The organism is Pontibacter litorisediminis, from assembly GCF_029360645.1.
Classification (GTDB): domain Bacteria; phylum Bacteroidota; class Bacteroidia; order Cytophagales; family Hymenobacteraceae; genus Pontibacter; species Pontibacter litorisediminis.
The window spans coordinates 496,444-514,972 of the sequence record NZ_JARDUA010000001.1; the positions used below are offsets into that span (position 1 = coordinate 496,444).

The 18,529-nt window shown below is 50.7% G+C and carries 17 protein-coding genes; 3 read left to right on the plus strand and 14 right to left on the minus strand.

The window, feature by feature from the left end; all coding sequences use genetic code 11:
• Together PXG97_RS02180 and mnmA are read right to left on the minus strand one after the other, a co-directional pair.
• Positions 1-735 (minus strand): hypothetical protein, encoded by a 735-nt coding sequence (locus PXG97_RS02180; RefSeq protein WP_276496078.1) that lies wholly within the window; start codon positions 733-735, stop codon positions 1-3.
• Positions 735-1,862, minus strand: a complete 1,128-nt coding sequence (gene mnmA, locus PXG97_RS02185) for a tRNA 2-thiouridine(34) synthase MnmA (RefSeq protein WP_276496079.1) — start codon at positions 1,860-1,862, stop codon at positions 735-737. Before mnmA ends, PXG97_RS02180 begins: the two co-directional genes overlap by 1 nt.
• A gap of 232 nt (positions 1,863-2,094) precedes the next feature.
• Between mnmA and trpF the strand changes: the two genes are divergently transcribed.
• Positions 2,095-2,718: a phosphoribosylanthranilate isomerase gene (trpF, locus tag PXG97_RS02190; protein WP_276496081.1), complete on the plus strand. Its 624-nt coding sequence runs from the start codon at positions 2,095-2,097 to the stop codon at positions 2,716-2,718.
• Positions 2,719-2,856: 138 nt separating this feature from the next.
• On the opposite strand, the gene trmB is transcribed toward trpF, so the two are convergent.
• From trmB to holA, 9 genes are all read right to left on the minus strand, one after another.
• Entirely contained in the window at positions 2,857-3,516 is a 660-nt protein-coding gene (trmB, locus tag PXG97_RS02195) for a tRNA (guanosine(46)-N7)-methyltransferase TrmB (protein ID WP_276496083.1), read from the minus strand.
• A gap of 2 nt (positions 3,517-3,518) precedes the next feature.
• Positions 3,519-4,769, minus strand: a complete 1,251-nt coding sequence (locus PXG97_RS02200) for a bifunctional folylpolyglutamate synthase/dihydrofolate synthase (protein ID WP_276496084.1) — start codon at positions 4,767-4,769, stop codon at positions 3,519-3,521.
• Between the two features lie 61 nt (positions 4,770-4,830).
• Positions 4,831-5,757, minus strand: a complete 927-nt coding sequence (locus tag PXG97_RS02205; RefSeq protein ID WP_276496085.1) for a hypothetical protein — start codon at positions 5,755-5,757, stop codon at positions 4,831-4,833.
• Positions 5,758-5,768: 11 nt separating this feature from the next.
• The gene (locus PXG97_RS02210; RefSeq protein ID WP_276496086.1) at positions 5,769-6,170 is read right to left on the minus strand and encodes an ExbD/TolR family protein; all 402 of its coding nucleotides are present in this window, start codon (positions 6,168-6,170) and stop codon (positions 5,769-5,771) included.
• Between the two features lie 2 nt (positions 6,171-6,172).
• Positions 6,173-6,883, minus strand: a complete 711-nt coding sequence (locus tag PXG97_RS02215; protein ID WP_276496087.1) for a MotA/TolQ/ExbB proton channel family protein — start codon at positions 6,881-6,883, stop codon at positions 6,173-6,175.
• Position 6,884: 1 nt separating this feature from the next.
• A complete protein-coding gene (locus PXG97_RS02220; protein WP_276496088.1) occupies positions 6,885-7,982 on the minus strand; it encodes an HU domain-containing protein in 1,098 nt (365 codons plus the stop codon).
• A 9-nt stretch (positions 7,983-7,991) separates the two neighbouring features.
• Positions 7,992-9,680: a TonB-dependent receptor gene (locus tag PXG97_RS02225; RefSeq protein WP_276496089.1), complete on the minus strand. Its 1,689-nt coding sequence runs from the start codon at positions 9,678-9,680 to the stop codon at positions 7,992-7,994.
• A gap of 33 nt (positions 9,681-9,713) precedes the next feature.
• Entirely contained in the window at positions 9,714-12,857 is a 3,144-nt protein-coding gene (locus tag PXG97_RS02230) for a tetratricopeptide repeat protein (RefSeq protein ID WP_276496090.1), read from the minus strand.
• 224 nt (positions 12,858-13,081) lie between these two features.
• A complete protein-coding gene (gene holA / locus PXG97_RS02235) occupies positions 13,082-14,128 on the minus strand; it encodes a DNA polymerase III subunit delta (protein WP_276496091.1) in 1,047 nt (348 codons plus the stop codon).
• A 212-nt stretch (positions 14,129-14,340) separates the two neighbouring features.
• On the opposite strand from holA, the gene PXG97_RS02240 reads away from it, so the two are divergent.
• Positions 14,341-15,489 (plus strand): hypothetical protein, encoded by a 1,149-nt coding sequence (locus PXG97_RS02240; protein ID WP_276496092.1) that lies wholly within the window; start codon positions 14,341-14,343, stop codon positions 15,487-15,489.
• A gap of 69 nt (positions 15,490-15,558) precedes the next feature.
• Here PXG97_RS02240 and PXG97_RS02245 read toward each other — a convergent pair whose 3' ends face one another.
• Positions 15,559-16,239 (minus strand): hypothetical protein, encoded by a 681-nt coding sequence (locus PXG97_RS02245; protein ID WP_276496093.1) that lies wholly within the window; start codon positions 16,237-16,239, stop codon positions 15,559-15,561.
• Positions 16,240-16,314: 75 nt separating this feature from the next.
• On the minus strand, positions 16,315-16,701 hold the full coding sequence (locus PXG97_RS02250; RefSeq protein ID WP_276496094.1) for a hypothetical protein: 387 nt from the start codon (positions 16,699-16,701) through the stop codon (positions 16,315-16,317).
• Between the two features lie 241 nt (positions 16,702-16,942).
• Between PXG97_RS02250 and tyrS the strand changes: the two genes are divergently transcribed.
• Positions 16,943-18,247 carry a tyrosine--tRNA ligase gene (gene tyrS / locus PXG97_RS02255; RefSeq protein ID WP_276496095.1) on the plus strand — a complete coding sequence of 435 codons (1,305 nt, stop codon included), beginning with the start codon at positions 16,943-16,945 and terminating at the stop codon, positions 18,245-18,247.
• Between the two features lie 77 nt (positions 18,248-18,324).
• On the opposite strand, the gene PXG97_RS02260 is transcribed toward tyrS, so the two are convergent.
• Positions 18,325-18,516: a histone H1 gene (locus tag PXG97_RS02260; RefSeq protein WP_276496096.1), complete on the minus strand. Its 192-nt coding sequence runs from the start codon at positions 18,514-18,516 to the stop codon at positions 18,325-18,327.
• Positions 18,517-18,529: the final 13 nt, after the last annotated feature.

The window sequence follows — 18,529 nt, forward strand, 5'->3', positions numbered from 1 at the left end:
TTATTCTTTTCCGTAGTCAACTAATTCTTCGTGGCGTTCATGGCCGTGAATTTTGTATTCAGGTCCAAATTCACAATCATCATCGGAACAGGAAGTATAGATAATACGAGTAAAAAGCCTGTAAATCATACCAACTCCTTCAGCATAAACTTCTTTGCGCTCGTCTAAGGTTACATCGTATGAGGTATAATCACCCTGAATTACTTCAACTGTATTAGAAAAGATTTGTCCATTAACACTATAAGGAGCTCCGACAGCCGAATAAGTATACAGTTCCTTCCCATGTAACGTATGCAAAGCATAGCCTGGAGCCCTGTTATTGTTATAGGCATCTCCTGTCCATTGATTTCCCTCCTTTACAGGAAAAACAAGCTTCACATACTTCGTATTATTCTTAGTCAGCATGACCATGGCATCTGTCTTCACAACAGTCATCACTGAGTCATCCACCCAGTTCATGTTTTCGTTGGCGCGAATTGAACGGATGATCTTGTAATTAAGTTGCCCCGTCTGATCAACGAAAGTTGTATCCACGCGCTCACGCAACTGGAAACGAGTGGTATCGCCCACATCGCTCATGTAGCGGATGTCCGTCACATTATAGATGCGCCAGTCGCCCACCTCAAGCGGGTAGTAGTCATAGCCCATCGCCTTTGGGTCCGGGTCTTTATACTTATCCTCGCAGGCAGCCACCAGGCCGACCAGAACAACCAAAAGCAACAGGGCTCGTCTCATTATTGCAACACGTTCAGGTTATATTCTGAATTATAGTTCGACTCAATCCAGCCACCGCCCACCACGTCGTTGCCTTCGTAGAAAACAGCAGCCTGACCAGGGGCAATAGCATGTACGCCGCTCAGGAAGTGAACTTTCATTTTGTCTCCCTCCTGCTCAATGATTGCCTCCGTGCCCGGATCGTTATAACGTACTTTCGTTACCGTGGGGATGGGCTGCCCGATCAGGTTCTCATACTTAGACATGTTCAGCTTACCCACCGTCATGGCATTTTTGGCCAGCTCATCGTAATTGCCTAGCACTACACGGTTGGTATCCTTCTCAATGCGTGTGACATAAGCCGGGAAGCCTAAAGCGACACCTAAGCCCTTCCGCTGGCCGATGGTGTAAAACGGATAGCCTTCGTGTTTGCCTACCACGGTACCGTTTTCCAGTACAAACTCGCCACCAGCAACGCGCTCTTCCAAGCCCTCTACACGGCGTCTCAGGAACCCACGGTAATCGTTGTCAGGTATAAAACAGATCTCATAGGACTCTGGCTTGTTCACCAGTTCAGTAAAGCCTCGCTCCTTAGCCATCTCCCGTATCTCAGTTTTATGCAGGCCACCCAGCGGAAAAATGGTGCGGCTCAGGCTCTCCTGCGAAATACCCCACAAGGCATACGACTGATCTTTGGTCTCGTCCAAGCCCTTGGAAATAACATAACGCCCATTCTCCTGGCGAAGGTTAGCATAGTGGCCGGTTGCAATAAACTCGCAGCCGAGTTTGTCGGCGCGGCGCAGCAGGGCATCCCATTTAATATGCGTGTTACACAGCACGCACGGGTTTGGCGTACGGCCAGCCAAGTACTCATCCGTAAAATGGTTGATTACAAAATCACCGAACTCATCACGGATATCTATGATATAGTGCGGGAAACCTAGTTGAACGGCAATATTACGGGCATCGTTGATGGAATCGAGTGAGCAGCAGCCTGTTTCCTTTTTGCTGGCGCCGCTGGAGGCGTAGTCCCAGGTCTTCATGGTCATCCCCACTACCTCGTAGCCTTGCTCATGCAGCATAACGGCCGCCACCGAACTATCGATACCACCGCTCATCGCCACCAATACCCTTCCTTTAGTACTCATCTATCTAAAAAGTGTATGTCGAATAAAAAATTTAGCAATTTGATACAAATATAGCAACAACAACACACTTATTAAGTTTCAGGTTCTAATTTATACCTTTACCCTGACAGGCCTAAAGTATAAATACCCCGGAAAAATCTGAAAAAGGTTGGCTCTAAAGGAAAATCGCCTTTACTTTGGCCTCTGAAACTCTGTGTAAAAATCTAAAACTAATCATAAAGCATTAATTTGTATGGGCCTACGTACCTCTGTGATAGTGAACGGCATAAACAACCTGAGCGATGCGCGTTACTGCGCTGGCATGGGTGTAGACATAATTGGATTCAACCTGAAATTGGATGACCCGGAGCGTGTGCAACCGCAAACCCTGAAGGAGATAATGGGTTGGGTAGCGGGCGTACAGACTGCGGGTGAGTTCCTGCGCGCCAGGCCAGACATGATCAATGAGCTGGCAGATGAGTATAACCTGGACCTTATTCAGCTGGACGTGCCCTACCTGATAGACGAGATAGAGGAAATCAACCGCCCGGTCATACAGAAGGTGTTCATCAACAAAGACACCGTTGAAAGTGAATTACAGGAAATGATGGAGCTTTACAGCCCTTACGTGCACTCCTTCATCATCTTCTCCGACGATTTCGATTCGATCGATGAAACCAACTCCAGCTTTCTGGCCGAACTTGCAAAGAAATTCGAAGTGTACCTAGGCTTCGGAATAGAGAAAGAAAACGTTACCTCTGTGCTGAAATCTATCAAGCCGAAAGGCATTGGACTGACAGGCGGCCATGAGATAAAGCCAGGCCTGAAAGACTTTGATGAACTGGCCGACATTTTTGAGGAAATAGAGGAAGCATAGGAAGTTAGGAAGCGTTGTGATCTAATTGCTTAAAGAACACCACACCTGAGCTTCTCAGAAGTATAAACAAAGCGGCCTGATGAAACTACATTTCATCAGGCCGCTTATCTTTTACCCGGAACAGAAGGTTTATTATGCTTAGTAACTCACCGTATACTGCAGGTATTTGATCGGAACACCCTCGGCCAGATAGCGCTTCTCATAGGTGGTGTAGATACCCATGGTATGCGCTTGGAGATCAGATTTGTAAAGGTCTGCCGTGTTAACCAGGCCCTTTACCTTTCGCTCCTGCAGCACCTCCAGGGTATACTCGTAAAGGCCTAAATTATCCGTCTTCAGGTGAATGATGCCGCCGGGCCTCACGATATGCTCATACAGGTCCAGGAAGCGAGACGAAGTAAGGCGACGCTTGATGTCGCGGTCACGGGGGCGTGGGTCCGGAAACGTGATCCAAATCTCGTCCACCTCGTTCTCAGCAAAATTCTCCTGGATGTTTTCGATGAAGGTTCTCAGAAACGTTACGTTCTCCAGTCCCTCCTCTTCTGCCAGCGTGCTGCCTTTCCAAAGACGCGCCCCTTTTATGTCGGAGCCAATAAAGTTCTTCTCGGGGAACAGGCGTGCCATCCCAACGGTATACTCACCGCGTCCACAGCCAACTTCCAGAATAATGGGGTTCTGATTCTCGAAATGCTGCTCACGCCATTTACCCGCCAGTTGGCCATACAGCTCATCCCCGGGCTCTATTACATTCTCCCGCTCAGCAATAGCGGCAAATTTTGCTAGTTTAGATCTTCCCATGCCTATAGTTCTTCAATTTCTGCGACCACAAAGGTACTACCTCCGATAAAAATAACCTCATCCGGGGCAGCATTTGCCTTGGCCGCCGCTATGGCCTCCGGCACCGAATGGTAGAAGCTTCCTTTTAGGCCCGACGCTTCAGCCTGTTGCACCAAGTCCTGCACCGGAAGCGCGCGCGGTATGTTGGCTTGGCAAAAGTAGTAAGTATACCTTTGAGGCAACAGCTGCAGGATCTTCATCACATCCTTATCATTCACAGCACCGAAAACCATGTGCACCTGCTTTGGATGCAGCTGCTCCAGCCCTTGCAGTATCTGCCGGATGCCATCTTCGTTGTGGCCCGTGTCGCAGATGGTAAGCGGCTCCTGCTGCAGCACCTGCCAGCGCCCTTTCAGGCCAGTGATGCTTTTGGCGTTAGCAAGCCCGCTTCGAATGGCCGCCTCAGGTATAAGAAGCCCTTTCTGATCTTGCAGCACCTGCAGTACCTGCAATACCCCCGGCAGGTTATACTTCTGGTACCCCCCTGCCAAGTCTAGTTCCAGGTTTTGCAAGTATAATTTACCTTCCCGTGATACATGGAACACTTGCCGCAGCAAAGTGCTTTCCGTCAGATCCAAACTATAAAAGTCCTGGGCAAAGTATAGAGGGGCCTTTACTTCGCTTGCTTTGGCAATAAACACCTCCTCCGCCTCAGGCTGCCGCATGCTTATCACGGCCGGCACATTCGGTTTTATGATGCCGGCCTTCTCCGCAGCTATCGCAGCAATGGTATCGCCCAGCATACTTTGGTGATCAAAGCTGATGTTGGTGATGAGCGAGACCTCAGGCGTGATGATATTAGTGGAGTCCAGGCGGCCGCCTAAGCCAACCTCTACCACCGCCACATCCACCTGTTCCTCGGCAAAATACTTAAAAGCGAGCGCCACCGTCATCTCAAAGAACGACGGCTGTATCCTTTCGAACAGCTGCTTGTGCTGCTCTACAAATTGTATAAGGTAATCCTGCGGGAGCTCCTGCCCGTTTACGCGAACGCGCTCAGTAAACGACTTGAGGTGCGGTGAAGTATAGAGCCCGGTCTTGTAACCGGCCTCCTGCAGCACCGCCGCCAGCATGTGCGAGCTGCTGCCCTTGCCATTGGTGCCTGCCACATGGATACTCTTGAACTGGTGCTGCGGCTGCCCTAGCGCCTCGCAAAGAGCCAGAATATTGTCCAGGCTCTTCTTAAAAGCAGCATTGCCGATGCGTTGGTACATCGGCAATTGCTGGTATAAATAATCAAGACACTCTTGATAGGTCATCAAAAGAAAATAAAAATTAGCGGGACGTAATTCTGAACGTAACAACACCGGAAGCCCCCGAAGTGGCAGCGCCCGAGCCTGTACGGCTAAAGGTGGTCTTGTAAAGCTGGTCGCGATACCATTTCTCCACCTGCGGCGAAACTGTGCTTTCGACACGCTCCACGCTGACAAGGTTACCGTCAGCATCGATTTGTATCTTAAAGCGGATCACACCTGTTTCGTTGCTGTATGGGTCTCGCTTCGGCTCAATGTCGTAACGCCAGCCAGGCATGTTCAAGGAGCCGCCGGCTCCACCACCCGCTTTGCCATACAGTGCTTTGGCGTTCACATCTCCGTCCGGGCTGCCCTTATCGCCTACCTTGCCGGTATCGTCGCCGTTGTTGTTGCCCGTGGCAGCATCCGAAGAGCCGTTTTTACCCGTGCCCGAACTAGTGGTAGGCTGGCCTGGGTAAAGGGCCCGTGGCTTCTCGGGCTCTTTCTTCACCACTTCCTCCTTTGGAGGCTCAGGTTTTGGCTCCGGCTTCTTCACCTCCTCCTTTTTAGGCTGCGGCTTAGGTACTGGCTTCACTTCCTCCTTCACCGAAACCGGCTCCGGGGCCGTGGTCGTAGTTACCTTCGGTGTCTCCACAGGCTGTGCCGGAGGAGTTGGCTGCGGCGTTGGCTCTGGCTGCGGTTCCGGCTCAGGGTCTGGCTGTGTCGGCGCAGGCTTGCTGTCCTCTACGTTCTTAGACTCATTCGGCACGGCCTTGGTCTGCACATTGCCACTGCCCACGTTATCTGTGCCGAAGTTCAGCTGGATGCCGAGTTCCGGTGCAGGTGGGTCTGGCGCGCGCCAAGCCAGCATGTAGATCAGGAAAAGCAGGATAAGCACATGCACCCCGATGCTGACACCGGCGGCGATGCGTTTATTCTTCTCTTCTTCCTTAGAAAGGGCAATTGCCATAGTATGCGTTCTTATTCATTTGGCACAGTGGCCAGTGTTACACTTGCGTTCAGGTTTTTGGCGATGCCGGCTACCCTTGCCAGGTGCTCTACCGGTACGCTTTTATCTACGTGTAACACCACAGCCCCCTGCTCTGTTCCAGCGTCCTGCAGCAAGGCGGTAAGCTGCGGCTCGATGTCCTCCGGCGCAATTTCCTTATCATTCAGGTAGTACTTCAGGTCCTCAGAGATCGTAATGCTGATCTTTTGCATCACAATGTCGGAGGTCTTGCTGCTTGGCAGGCTAACAGGCAAGCCGGAAGGCGTCACGAAGTTAGACGTCAGCATGAAGAAAACCAGCAACAGGAAAATAATGTCGGTCATAGACGACATGCTGAACTCTGCGTTAATCCTGTTTTTAGAGCGAATGTTCATCCTTAAAGCTGTGGTTCTTGTAATAGATCAAGGAACTCTATAGAAGAGTACTCCATGGCATGCACAATGCTGTCTATCTTAGACACCAGGTAGTTATACCCAACATAGGCTGGCAAACCAATAATCAGACCAGTTGCTGTGGTTACCATGGCCTCGTAGATACCACTGGAAAGTAACTTCGGGCTAACAGAGCCCTCTGCCTGCGCAATGGCGATGAAGGCACCGATCATACCCGTTACCGTACCCAGGAAACCCAGCATAGGCGCAGCACCGGCAACCGTGGCTAGCGCGGCAAGGTTCTTCTCCAGTTGGCTGATTTCGATCTTACCCTGGTTCTCAATAGAGGTCTCGATATTCTTCAGCGGGTGCCCGATGCGCGTAATGCCTTTAGAGATCATGCGGGATACGGGGGTGTTCGTCTGTGCGCAAAGCATTTTAGCCCCATTGATATCGCCGGCCAGCACCATGCTTTTGATGCGGTCGTTGAAGCCCTCCGGATTCTTCGCCGCCTTCTTCAGCGTCAGGTAGCGCTCCACGAAAATATAAATGCCTGCCAAAGACAGGAGCGCGAGCGGAATCATGGCCCACCCGCCATTCATGGCCAAATCTAAAAGTGAAACGGAAGTTTCAGCAGCAGCTTCAGCCCCCTCTGCCAGTGCTACGGTTGTGTCGGCGTCAGCCGCGGTTGTGATTTGTAATAACAGCGATGTCATGTTAATTATTAAGTACCCAAAGTGTTTCTCCGAATTTCTTTCTATAGTTGTTCAGGGCTTCCTGTGCCTCCTCGCCAGAGTTAAAACCTGCTAGCGAGACACGGAACAGCCTGCTGCCAGGCTGTGGCAACAGAATGTGCACCTCTTCGTGGCCCTCCTTTAGCAGGGTGGCACGGTATTGCTCGGCATTCTCCAGGCGGGCATACCCTCCCGAGATGATATAAGAACGTCCGTCTCTTGTATAAATTATGTGTGCCGGGGCTGTCTCTTCTGCTTCTGCCGCCACAGGCACCTCGGCCTCTGCAACCTCCTCAGGCGCAAATGCATCCGCATCGCTTCCTGAAGTTAAACTTTCCGCTTCTGTTGCCTCCGAAGTATAAGCTTCAGGGGCAACAGGACTTTCTTGCAAAGATGGCGTTCCCTCCTCAACCAGCGGCTCCTGCTCATCTACGACGGTGGTGGTGTGGCCGCTCGAGGCGAAGACTGCCATTGGATTCAGGCTGCTCAGGTTATACCCGTCCTGCAGCGACAGGAAGTACAGGGCCGACACCGAAAGGCCTGCCAAGGCAAGTCCGGCGGCAACGTTGTACGCACGCTTGATGCGACGGCGAAGCGGTTGCCTCTCCTCCACCAGTTCCTGCTGCCGCTCCTTGATAAGAGTTCGCAGCACGGCCGGTTCCTCTACTTTCACAGGCCTTGCAGAGAGCTCTGGCAAACCGAAACTCTCCTCCAGCATGTTATCCGCTTCCGTATGCTCAAACACCAGGCGCCGCTCCGCATTGTAGCGAAAAACGCCGATATCGCTTAGCTCATACTTGTTGGCCTGCTGCAGATTGCTTTTGGCTCTGTGCACAAACTCTGCCACCCGCTGCTGCGCCTCCGCTTTTGGTATCTGGTTATGGTGCGCAATGGTGCTGATAAGCAGCCCGTCGTTCAGAATAAGCTTCTCGTTAAAAGCTATCTTTTTAGATGGCGGCGAGAGCGTATGCTTTACCGGGTTTATACGGGCAGGCACGTAACGTGCGATCAACCCGCCAAAGTCCGGGATGATGACGCAGTCGTGATCATACAGCAGTGACTTGATGTGCTTCTCAACCATAAGCAAAGTTTAGAATGAGTAAGTTACGCCTCCTATCAGGTTTATACTTTTGTGCGGGTAATTTACGAAACGCTCGTACTTTTTCCCAAACAAGTTATTGGCCATCAGGAACACAGTAAAGTTATTGGTGAACTTGTAGTCCGCCTTCAGGTTCAGGTCCACGATCGAGTCAGTTTCACGTAACTCAAAGGTACCATCCGGGCGGGTAATACGGCCAAATGAACTCCCAATATAGTAAAGTTCTGAATTAAACAGAATCTTGTCGTAGAAGTTGTAGGTGCCGTAAACGCTGGCCATGAGCTCCGGACGGTGGAAGGGCTGCTCCAAGCTAGCCATGTTATAGCTGTTATAATCAGCCTTTAAACCCAGCCGCACCTCATCCGAATAGTTGAAAGAGGCCTCGCCATAAATATTGAAAACATTTGTCACACCGTCGTCATACAGCAGCTCAAACTTAGCAGGGTCTGCCACGGAGTTGTTGTAAAAGTACAGGTTGCGGAAGTTCTGGTATGCCACGCGGCCGTTCAGGTGCACATAGTTGGCGATGTTTGCCTGAAAGCCACCGTAAATCTCCAGCCCTTTGTTCACGTCGGCCACCTGCACGTTTGGCGCCAGGAACGGATTCTCCTGCGTCAGCTCATATAAAGTAGTTCTTTCCAGGTCGCCCCCAATACCACCGTATATCAGCAGGTTTCCTTTTATCGGCTCCAACCCTACGCGCACCATAGGGTACACGTTCATCTGGCGGGCATCGTTCACCTCGTCGCCCGTGTAAGCCACCCGCGCACCTATCGTCAGGCGCACCACCTCGAACTGGCGCTCGTAGGCAGCGGTCAGTTTAAAGAGACCACGGCTCACATCGGCAGAGTCTTTATGCGACAGCACCGACAGGTCGGCATCCACTTTAAATGCTGAGATGTCGTCGATGCCATACTCGCTGCGGAAGTCCACAGCAAAGTTGCTCTCGTTCATCTCATAGTTGTCATTGATATAGCGGAAGCGGGCGTTAGTCCTGTACAGGAAAGGCGAATTAGAATTGTGGTTGTGGAAATAGCCCTGCGCATGAATGCGGTTAAACACCTGCTTAATCGTGTCCCGATCTACCTCCACACCCTCTACCGGCTCGTAGCCGTAGAAATAGCGTTTCTCCCGGCCATACTTCAGGTCGCCGCCAACAGTAAGGCCCTGCAGGTAACGCTCCCCGTGCAGGCCGATATCAGATTGGCTTACAGCAGAGTTAGCCCTGTCTACCGGACCTCTGGATGAAGACACATGGCTCACGTTGGCACCGATGCTCGCATCCTTACTGCGCTTGTTATGGAAGTACCCTTTTAAGTATAAGGTACCATAATTACCCAAGCCAGCTTTTACATAGTTGCCGTACAATTTGGTTAACTCGTCCTGCTTTATTGTCAGCACCTTCATCTGCAGGTCCACGTCCTGGTCTGGCAGTCGGTAGTCTGAGAAACGGTAGCGAACGTTGCGGTCAGCGATCTCAGGCGGGTTGATCCGGAACTTTTCATAGTTACGGGCTGCCTGTGGCAGCTCGATCACACGGTTCTTCTCCACCACAACCTCAGCGTCCTCCAGTTTTCCTCCCTCGGACCAGCCTTGATTCTGCGCCTGTGCTGTGTTTAAGTAGCTGTAGCCTACACTCAGAACAATGGCAAGCGATGCTAATCTTAATTTATTTTTCATGGTGATGCTTCTCTTCTAAATCTGATAATCGGATTAGTTCTGCTGCCCAGTTGTGTCGATCGGCTGGGTGGTAGTATCCACCGGCTCCAGGATTACTGCGTCCTGGTTCTGCTGCTTCCGCTGGCGCTGTTGCTGCAGGTTTTGCGGCTGCGCTTGCTGCTGCTGCTGAGGCTTTCCCTCCAGCTTGGCCAGCTTTTGCTTCGCCTCCGCCACAACTTCCTGGTTAGGCGCATTCTCAATAATGGAGTTAAGCGTGGCACGCGCCTGGAACATCTCATTTTGTGCAGTATAAATATCGGCTATCAGCAGGAAGGTCCTGCCCAACCAGAAGTCGTAACTGCCATACTTGTTGCTGAACTCAAAGGCATGGTCAAGCGCCTGCTGGTACTGCTTCTGCTTGAACATCGTCTCTGAGATAAGGTAATGAGCCTCTGCCCCGTGGATGTCGGTTGCTGAAGCAGTGGTTTCCTTCAACTCCGTCATCGCCTGGCTCAGGTTACCCTGCGCCAGCGTTGCCTTGGCCCTGAACAGCAACGCCGAGTTGTAAGCGTTAAGCGAGGCGTTGCCCTGGCTGATCAACTCGCCTGCTACCCGCTTGGTGGCGGCATAGTCGTTGGTGCGGAAATAGCTTTGCATCAGGCCAAGCAGCGCTGTCTGCTGCTCCTTTCGGTTGGTAGCCAAATCGCGCAGGCGGCTGTAGTATTTGATGGCCTCCGGATAGTTGCCCACTTCAAACTCCAGGTCAGCCACACGCTGTATCGCGCGGTTCACAAATTCGGAGCGGTTTTCCTGTACCACCTGTTTCATCACCTTCACGCCTTCCTGCTTTCTGTCGCTGCGCAGGTACGAGTCGGCCAGGTAGTAGCGGGCGTCCGGCAGGAAAGAGCTTTTTGGATAGGTGTTGACATACTTCTCCAGCTTGGCGGCCGCCTCTTTGTAGTTTTGGTTAAAGTACAAGGTCTTAGCGGCCTCAAACTCTATGCTTTCCAAAGCGTTGCTCTCCGGGTTGGCAGACTTGTAACGGTCTACATACTTGTCGAATTCGCTGCTGCGGTTCTCTTGCCCCAGTACTTCCTGCAGGCTGTAAAGCGCTCCACTCGCCACTTTGGAATCCGGGTACTCATCCAGCACGCGTTTCTGATCGGCAATAGCCAGGTCGTTTTGGCGCAGGTTAGAGTAGGCCAGACCACGCTTCTGCAGCGCGTTAGGCACCAGCCTGCTGTCCGGCACATCGTTGATCATCCTGGTAAAGCCCTGCACTGCCGCCTGGTAGTTACCTGCCTCAAAGTCGATCACGGCATACTGGTACATCGCATCATCGCGGAAGCGGGATGTCTTATAGTTGTTGATCAGCTCCTGCAGCGCGTCTTTGGCCCTGGCGTTCTGGTTCTGAATGCTCAGCACCACCCCTTTTTGGAACAAGGCGTAATCACGGTCTGGTGAGCTGCTGGAAATGACGCGCTCGTACAGGCGCAGGGCCTCGTTGTAATTCTTGTTGACGTAATAGGTATCCGCCAGGCGCACCGTGGCGTCGTTATAGTTCGGGTTACTTGGCTGGACGTTGTCCAGGTACGCCTTAAAGTGCGTCAGGGCCTTGTCGTACTCTTTGGTGTTGAAGTATGCGTACCCAATGCCGTAGCGCGACTTGATGTAGTAATCCTCTTTGTTGTTTGGCGCCGTACGGAACACCGCTGCGTAGCTGTTGATCGCATCGTTGTAACGCTGCCCGATAGAATAGGCCTCGCCTTTCACAAAATGGCTGGCAGCCGTCACTTCCTTATCATAAGGGTACTGCAGCGACTTATCCAGCATGGCCACTGCTTGCGGGAACTTGCTGTCGTTAAACAGGTTCACGCCGTGGAAGTAGGTCACGCGCTGGTAGGTTTGCAGGATGCGCCAGCTTTTCTTGTCCATGGCCTCGATGTGGCGGATGGCAGCCGCATAGTCATTTGAGCCAAAGTATGACTCGCTCAGCAACCGGTCTGCTTCCTCGGCTTCTTCCGATTTAGGGTATTTGGCCGAGAAATCAGAAAGGGAGTTGATCACTTCACGGAAGTTACCCAGGTCAAAGTTCACCTGCGCATACTTCAGCGTAGCCGCCTCGGTTACGGCCTTATCCAGGTCGTTCTTGCGCGCCTGGTCAAAAGCCGTGAGGGCAAACTGCTTGTTATTCTCCTTCAGGTAGCTCAGGCCCAGGTAGTAAGCCGCGTTCTGCCCCAAAGTATCCTTCTTAAGCGCTACTGACTTAAAGTTGGCAATGGCGTTTTTGTAGTTGTTGTTCTTGTAATCCGTGAAAGCGATCTTGTACTGTATCACCGGGTCCAGCGAGCGTTTCCCCTCGGCATACTGGCTAAAGTATTTCTCTGCAGTCTTGTACTCAGCGCGCTGGTAGTAGGCATCCCCCACCAGCAGGGCAATCTCATCGCGCTGCTGCACCTCCGGCTTTTTGGCCAGCGCCGCCTCACCGTAACGGATCACCTCGTACACATCATTCTCCTTGTACAGGATCTCCGTGATCATATAAGGCACAATGCGGGCATAAGCCTCGTTTTTCTCGGCTATCTTCAGATCCTCTTTCGCCGCGGCGTAATCCCCTTTGCGGTAGGAGATGTAGCCGGCATAGTAGTTAGAGGCATAGGCAAAACGGTGGTCGTCCTCGCGGAAACCAGTAGTCTTGTTTTTATCGAACCAGATCTTGGCGTTATCGAAATCTTTGGTAGCGAAGTAGGAATAACCCAGCTTAAACTCCAGCTCCTTGTTCTGCTTGATGCTGAGCAGGTGCGTAGGCGCATCCTTCAGCAGCTCCACCGCTTTCTTGTAATCCTTCTGCTCAAAGTAGTACAGACCCAACTCATAGTTGGCCAGGGCTGTTTTAGGGTGCGTCGGATACTTGCGGGCAAAGTTTAGCACCAGTTGCTCGGCATCCGGGTGCAGCAGGTACAAGCCGCTCAGGGCATAATAATACTGCGCATCAGCAGTTTTGGCGTCGTTGCCGATGAGCTCGATATACTTTTTGAAGGCCTCCTGCGCCGCGCCATACTTGGCACGGTCAAAAAGCTCTACGCCTTCATGAAAGTATCGCTCCTCGGAGGTGAAAGCCTGCGTGTGCTGCGCCACCACCACGTGGGAGCCGCCCGTCAGGACCGATGCAAGTGCTATTTTGTAACCTATCTTCATATTTGCGTGTTCGCCCCGCAGGGCACATCGTTTTATTCTGATTAAAGGAGAAAGTATCAAACAACTGTTATTTCCTGCTCCTCATACTACCTCACTCAAAGTTAGTAATTTTTGGAAAGCCGCAACGGCCTTTGCACATTTTATAAGGACAAGCCGCTAAGTATAGCAGAATCACTATAACAATGGCCGAAAGCCTAAAATATTGTACCTGTGGATAAAAAAACCTAGGAAGCCAATGCGCGGGGCACCGGGTGCAGCACCTTGAAAACCAGCTCGCGCAGGATATCCGCCTCACTCATATCGCCGCCCGTGATCCCCTTCACTTGCAAGTCGGCCACCCGGATGAAATGGATGATATCGACGCAACGTGGCAACGGGTACACGCGCATGGCCTGCATGTAGTCCTTCACCTTCCAGGCTTGGTTGCCGAGGCTTTTCTTCAGGCCCGCCTCCGACTTATCGGCCTGCGTGTGCAGCGTCAGGATCTTGGTGAAAAAGGTGAACAGCATCGTCAGGTTCGGGATGAGCGGGTTATTCTTGGGGTTGGCCTCAAAGTAATGGATGATGCGGTTGGCCTTTAGTGCGTCGCGGGCAATGAGTGCCGACTGCAGCTCAAAGATGTTGTATTCTTTGCTGATGCCTACATTCTCCTGCACCAGCCCCTCGTCCACCGTTGCCCCCGGCTTCAGGTTGATCAGCAGCTTATCGATCTCGTTGGCCAGCCTAGAGAGGTCAGAGCCGATATACTCTGCCAGAAGCTGCACCGCGGGCTGGGTAGCCTTCATGCCTTTGCTCTTGAGGTAACCGTTTACCCAGGCCGGCACCTGGTTGTCGTAGAGCTTTTTGGTGGTGAGCAGCACCGCATGCTTCTGCACCGCCTTGGCCAGCGACTTACGCCCATCCAGCGACTTATGCTTGTAGCAGAAGACAAGTATGGTGGAGGCAAGTGGGTTTTGCAGGTAAGCCTCCAGTTGGCGCATCCCCTCCTCCTTCTCAATGTCCAGGATGCTCTGCGCCTCTTTCACGATCACCACCGACTTGTCCGACATCATCGGGAAGCGCTTGGCCTGCAGCAACACCTGCGACACATCCACATCCTTGCCATACAGCACAACCTGGTTAAAACCCTTCTCGTGCTCCTGCAGCGCGTGCTCCTCGATGTAGTCGGCAATGGTATCAATGTAGTACGACTCCTCGCCCTGCAGAAAGTATACAGGGGCGAACTGCCTTTGCTCTAGTTGCTCTAGAATGCCTTCGGGTGTTTGGGCCATAGGAATGTAGGGATTGCTAAAAACAGGGCCATTTATACTTGCAGCCCCACTCCTACAAAATTAAGGCATCCCCCCGAAACACAAAGTATAAAACCGGAATAATGGCAGCTGTTGAAAGCAGAACTCTCTCGCAGCTTTAAGTGTTTTATACCACACAGCCAGGAACATACGTTTCAGAGGCATAGTTCTAGGCTGCTTTATAATTTATTTCCATGATTTTCTCCTATAAAAACAGCCGCACGGCGCAGCGCAGCAGAAGATTTGTAAAGCAACTGGCCTTCTGGGGGGTGGTCGTGCTCCTGCTGGTAAGTATGCTCTCGGCAATTAGGCCAGACACCGGCATTGCCCCTATTGTGCTGAAGGCAGAAGCGCTTGGTTTTACCCCCAAGGAGTTTTATGTGGCCCGTGTGGAGGATGAGCGTGCCGACAAGAAAGCGGTGGCGCACGTCATACCTGCCCCCGCTCCCGGCAAAGCTCCCGCCACTACTGCCGTACCCGTGGATTTGCAAGGGGGTGGCTTGCAGGCGGTACAGCAGTTTATCGGCAAGGGCATCCCTGTCAATAAAAAACTGCGCCCGGTCATCATCACGCTGAAAGAATTTGAAGTAAAGGAAGCGCCTGCCGCCAACGGGCGCGTGCAGGGCCAGGCCGTAACGGCCATGAAGTTTGAGCTGCAGGGCGACGGCGAGATCATCCCCCTGACCGAGTATAAAGGCGGCGTGCGCTACAACAGGCCGGCCAGCCAGGTAGAGGCAGTGGAGCCGGCGCTGCGGCAGTCGCTGACAGGGGTGCTGGCTTACTTTAACAAGTGGATAGAAGAAAACGCCAGCACCAATTCAAGGCTGGCCAGAAGTATAAAAGTAATCTTCAAGGACTATACTGCTGCCTCCGCGCCGGACACGGTTTTCTTCTCGCCTGACCGCCCGCTTGTCTGGAGCGATTTTACCGGTAGCCCTTCCAAACCAAGTAAATATGCGGCGGCTGTATTCCCGGGTTTTGCCTATAAAGGCCGGAGCGAAGTCGTGAACGGCGAACTACGCCTCCACCTCGACATGCAGGTATACGTACTGCAAAGCTCTTCCTGGGCGAAATCAGATTCACGCAATGCTTATACCTTAAACCACGAACAAAAACACTTCGACCTGGTAAAGCTGGTGGCAGAGCGTTTTAAAAAGAAAATCACACCTGACATTCTATCCGTGGAAGACTACAATAGCATTATCCAGTACCACTACATTGAGTCGTTTCGGGAGATGAACCAGCTGCAGGACCAGTACGACGCCGAAACCAGGCATGGCTTAGATAAAGTGGCGCAGGAGCGGTGGAACAAAAAGATTGCGGAGGAGTTGAGGAGGTTATAACGGGCTTATATGAGTCATGCGAACCCTTCAGGCGACGCATGGCTTAGGCACATTGTAGGGTGCCCGCTTTTATTTTTCTTTTTTTATGATCACTGATACTCCCATTCCGTGGATTGAAAATGAAGGATATTCACTCAAGTCAGATTTGGGGATATACTTTTTATAATCTTCTCTTTCTAATAACTGAAATTTTTCTATTCCATATCTTCTTGTGCTCTTGTTAAACTGACTCAGGAAGGCACCAACTTTTTTTTCTAACCATGAATCCATTAAAAACTCATTCAGTTGCTCATATTTAATAATTTTCTGTCCGAACTGAATTTCATAGCTCTTGGTAAGCTCTTTTGTCATGTCTTTGTAGAAAATTGGCGGTTCGAAATAGAGGTAGCTAAGCTTACTTAAATTAAAATCTTGCTTAATTAGGGGTAAACTTTCATTTATCTTATCCAATGCATCTGAAAATAAAATTGGATTACGGTGAAATATCCTGAGCTGTACCGAGCTGTCCCTAACATGTTCTGTCACTCCAATTTTAAGATCTAGTGTGTCTTTATCAGCAATCCAACAGTATGTAAATGACTTTGAATAGAAGCCAACATCGTACGACTTGTCTTCTGTATTGTCAATCTTAATCAATACTGTGTCTCTTGGGCTTTCTTCAACATCAGGGCCAATGGTGTTATTGTTTTGACTTGAATCATTACAAGACAATAAAGCTAGAGTAAATATTAATAGAACTATTATTTTCATTTTTAACTAGTGCCTAACGGGGTTGGCTATAAGATGGCGTAGCTAACTTATAGGTTTTGTTGACTTCAGTTATTTTTAGTTCTCAAGCTTTACTGGAATTTCTTGCCAGCCTTCTGATGGGGCTGCTATTATGCTGTCTGGTACAGGTATATCTTGAAGAATTTCACTTACACTTGGTCTTTCCGCACTAAATTTCACAAAGTACTTACCAGGAACTCGACTTCTATCATTGTAGCGGTTTAAACGAAGGTAACTTTCTCCGTTCACAACATATTCAAAACGAAGCTTTTTGCCCGATGCTACAGTCCAATAAGTTTCAGTAGCAACTCCTATTGTATATCGAGGGTACTCACTCAAAAGGTTTTGCTCCCATTGGATATAAACTACAATTGCTGATAAGCTGCCAAAGAAAAGGATACCTGGTATAAGCTTATGTATTATCCAGTTCTTTTTCTTATTCATAGGGAAGTTCTATACTTTTAATTAAAGTCAACTAGCAGCTAAACGGAACTCCTATTCAGCTTCTCTGCTCTATGTATGGTATCGTTCGGTATGAAGCTTAATCTAAGATTCAAGTTTCTTCCCCTTCTAATATAGCATATTAGGATAATCCCCACCATTCCTTCACCCTTTCCGCTCCAACCCCACCCCAATCTGCCAACTCTTTTTTATCTTTGCCTAGAACAGATGAACGAAGGTATAGATGAATCTTATTGAAGAACTGCGTTGGAGAGGCATGCTCCATGATTTCATGCCAGGTACCGAAGAGCAGCTTGCATCGGAAATGACTTCCGGTTACATTGGTTTCGACCCCACGGCAAAGTCGCTGCACATTGGCAACCTCGCCACCATCATGCTGCTGGTGCACCTGCAGCGTGCCGGCCACAAACCTTTAGCCCTGGTGGGTGGTGCCACCGGCATGATCGGCGACCCTTCCGGTAAATCAGCGGAGCGCAACCTGCTGGACGAGGCTACCCTGCGCGAAAACCAGGATGGCATTAAAAAGCAGCTGGAGAAGTTCCTCGACTTTGACTGCGGCGCCAACTCTGCCGAGATCGTGAACAACTATGATTGGTTCAAGGAATTCAGCTTTCTGGGTTTCCTGCGCGAAGTGGGCAAGCACATCACCGTAAACTATATGATGAGCAAGGACTCCGTGAAGAAGCGCATCAACGCCGACGAAGACGGTGACCGCGCCGAGGGCCTCTCCTACACGGAGTTTGCATACCAACTCATCCAAGGCTACGACTTCTACCACCTCTATAAGAACAAAGGGGTGAAACTGCAGATGGGCGCCTCCGACCAGTGGGGCAACATCACCACGGGCACTGAGCTGATCCGCCGCATGGATGGCGGCAAAGCGTACGCCATGGTTGGCAAGCTCGTAACCAAATCGGATGGTACTAAATTTGGCAAGTCTGAGGGCGGTAACGTATGGCTCGACCCGAACCTGACCTCTCCATACAAGTTCTACCAGTTCTGGCTTAACCTGTCGGATGAGGAGGCGGAGAAGCTTATAAAAGTGTATACTTTGCTGCCACAGGAGGAGATCGAAAAGATAACTGAAGAGCACAAACAGGCCCCCCACATGCGTTTACTGCAGAAAGCCCTTGCTAAAGATGTTACAATTCATGTACACTCCGAGGAAGACTACAACGCTGCCGTAGATGCCTCTGAAATTTTATTTGGAAAAGGTGATTTAGAGACGTTAAAAGGCCTAAAAGAGGACGTTTTGCTGTCTGTGTTCGAGGGTGTGCCGCAAATACAGGTAAGCCAGGCTGATTATGCCAATGCTCCAACCGTAACAGACCTATTGTCGGAGGTAACGGGGGGACAGGTGTTCGAGTCGAAGGGTGAGGCGCGCCGCATGATCAAGAACGGGGGCGTGAGCGTGAACCGTCAGAAGGTGCAGAACGCTGATGAGGCCGTAGCATTCGAACTGCTGCAGGGAAAATACCTGGTCGTGCAGAAAGGAAAGAAAAACTACTACTTAATTTCAGTTAATTAACTGAAATTCAATAGAATAAAACAAAAAAGGAGGCCAGAATTGGCCTCCTTTTTTGTTTTATTCAGTCTGTCTGAAACTTATTTTTTGTCAGCAGTGCTGTTTTTCATGTCCTGAACTTCCTTACGGATGTCCTGCGCCATGTTCTTCAGGTCCTGCATGCCTTTGCGTACGCGAGTACCAGCAGCGGCATTGCCTTTCTCATAGAACTTTTCGAAGTCGCTTTCCAGTGACATAACCAAGTCCTTCAGTTTGCTAAAGTTGTTGTTCATTAGAGCAATTGTT